This window comes from Bacillus sp. FJAT-26390 (assembly GCF_001682865.1).
Classification (GTDB): Bacteria; Bacillota; Bacilli; order Paenibacillales; family Paenibacillaceae; genus Pristimantibacillus.
The window spans coordinates 1,005,704-1,008,101 of record NZ_MAQX01000011.1; the positions used below are offsets into that span (position 1 = coordinate 1,005,704).

Annotated in this window: 1 protein-coding gene and 1 pseudogene; both read right to left on the minus strand. The window is 45.2% G+C overall.

Annotated elements, in window-relative coordinates:
• On the minus strand, nucleotides 1–1,328 hold a 1,328-nt coding region (locus A7975_RS34205), incomplete at both ends, for a bifunctional metallophosphatase/5'-nucleotidase (RefSeq protein ID WP_218061015.1).
• A 1-nt stretch (nucleotide 1,329) separates the two neighbouring features.
• Nucleotides 1,330–2,380: pseudogene (locus A7975_RS35660) on the minus strand (5'-nucleotidase C-terminal domain-containing protein); the annotation flags it as partial.
• Nucleotides 2,381–2,398: the final 18 nt, after the last annotated feature.

Here is a 2,398-nt window from a genome sequence, read left to right on the forward strand (position 1 = left end):
ACTTTGACGATACGGCTGCCCTGTGTTACCAGCTTACCGTTTGCATCCAGCACTTCCGGCTGCTTCTTCGAGTCATAATAGTAGCGCATGCCCGAAACTTGCGGGAAACGGCCTTGTTTTGTATCGATTCCGCTTACGCCGTTCTCGAGCGCATCAACAATTTCCTGGCCCGTCATGCGAAGCGATGTCAGGTTATTGCCGAATGGCATAACCGTCAGCAATTCGCCCAGCGTGATGTCGCCATCCGTTTTGCCCTCTGCCTTTTGTTTAATCGACGTGCGAATTCCACCGCCATTTTGGATCGCTACAAAACCTTTTACCTCTAATTTCTTTAACTCTGGATTGCTGTTAACAAAGCTTTTTACTTTAGCGACCATCCCGTCCGTCATTAGATTTGCAAGGTTGGTTTCCTTAACGCGAGAAGGAGGGTTACCGCCTTCTAAATCCACATTCGTTTTGCCAATAACTTGTATTTCAGTATTAGCAATGCCCTCATTGTAAGGCTTCAGCATTTCTAACGCATCTGCATCCTCTGCATAACCGCTGATCGGCAGAAGCTTGCCATTCCATGCTGTCAATACGCCGCTTCCGTCAAAATCCAGATCCAAGCGGCCTAAATAATTGCCATATTGTTCGGCTTGGACGACTAGCGTAGGCTCTTCTGCCGCATGGTAAACAACTGGTGCGTCTACCTTCGTATGGCTGTGTCCACCAACGATAACATCGATGCCGGTTACAGCTTCAGCCAGTTTTTTATCAAATTCATGGCCTAGGTGAGTCAAGGCCACGATTTTATTAATACCTTCTTTTTGCAGCATTTTAACCGTTTCATCTGCCTTGGCAATGTAATTTTCGAACACGATATTTTCACCCGGCGAAGCAAGGAATTTCGTATCCTCCGTCGTTAGACCGAATATGCCGATTTTCTGGCCGTCTTTATCCAAAATGACCGCGTCGTAAATTTTGCCATTTAATGCCGGCTTTCCTTTTTCTTGCTCCGATACATAGCCGCTAAGTGCTGGCTCCTTGCTGAAATCAATATTGGAGCTTACAAACGGGAATTTCGCATTTTTCACAAAATCCGCTAGTACTGATGGCCCTTTATCAAATTCATGGTTACCGAACACCATCGCGTCATAACCAATCTTATTCATAAATGCCAAATCCGCTTGTCCTAAATATTTGTTAAAGAACAACGTTCCTGAGAATACATCTCCTGCATCAAGCAAAATGGAGTTTTTCACTTCTGAGCGAATCTCTTTAATCGCCGTGAATCTTTTGGCAACCGTTTCAAGATGAGCATGCGTATCATTCACATGCATAAGCGTNCATCGATGCCGGTTACAGCTTCAGCCAGTTTTTTATCAAATTCATGGCCTAGGTGAGTCAAGGCCACGATTTTATTAATGCCTTCTTTTTGCAGCATTTTAACCGTTTCATCTGCCTTGGCAATGTAATTTTCGAACACGATATTTTCACCCGGCGAAGCAAGGAATTTCGTATCCTCCGTCGTTAGACCGAATATGCCGATTTTCTGGCCGTCTTTATCCAAAATGACCGCGTCGTAAATTTTGCCATTTAATGCCGGCTTTCCTTTTTCTTGCTCCGATACATAGCCGCTAAGTGCTGGCTCCTTGCTGAAATCAATATTGGAGCTTACAAACGGGAATTTCGCATTTTTCACAAAATCCGCTAGTACTGATGGCCCTTTATCAAATTCATGGTTACCGAACACCATCGCGTCATAACCAATCTTATTCATAAATGCCAAATCCGCTTGTCCTAAATATTTGTTAAAGAACAACGTTCCTGAGAATACATCTCCTGCATCAAGCAAAATGGAGTTTTTCACTTCTGAGCGAATCTCTTTAATCGCCGTGAATCTTTTGGCAACCGTTTCAAGATGAGCATGCGTATCATTCACATGCATAAGCGTCATTTTGAATGGTTCGCCTGGAATCGGACCGCCTTCCAAATCCGTAATACGGCCTTCAATTCCCGTATTGATCGTGCCCAGCTTCGAAATATGCTCGATGAACACCTCGTAATCAACTAGGTTCATCTCATACTGGCGTCCTGCATCCTTCGCTGCTTTCATCGAGCGGTAGAAGTCGCCGCCGTTTGCCATGAAGGAGTTCGTTGCCACAAAGTAATATGCATTCAGATCGATTGGGCTATAGCTGCCATCAGCGTTTTTAATGTCAACTTTGACGATACGGCTGCCCTGTGTTACCAGCTTACCGTTTGCATCCAGCACTTCCGGCTGCTTCTTCGAGTCATAATAGTAGCGCATGCCCGAAACTTGCGGGAAACGGCCTTGTTTTGTATCGATTCCGCTTACGCCGTTCTCGAGCGCATCAACAATTTCCTGGCCCGTCATGCGAAGCGATGTCAGGTT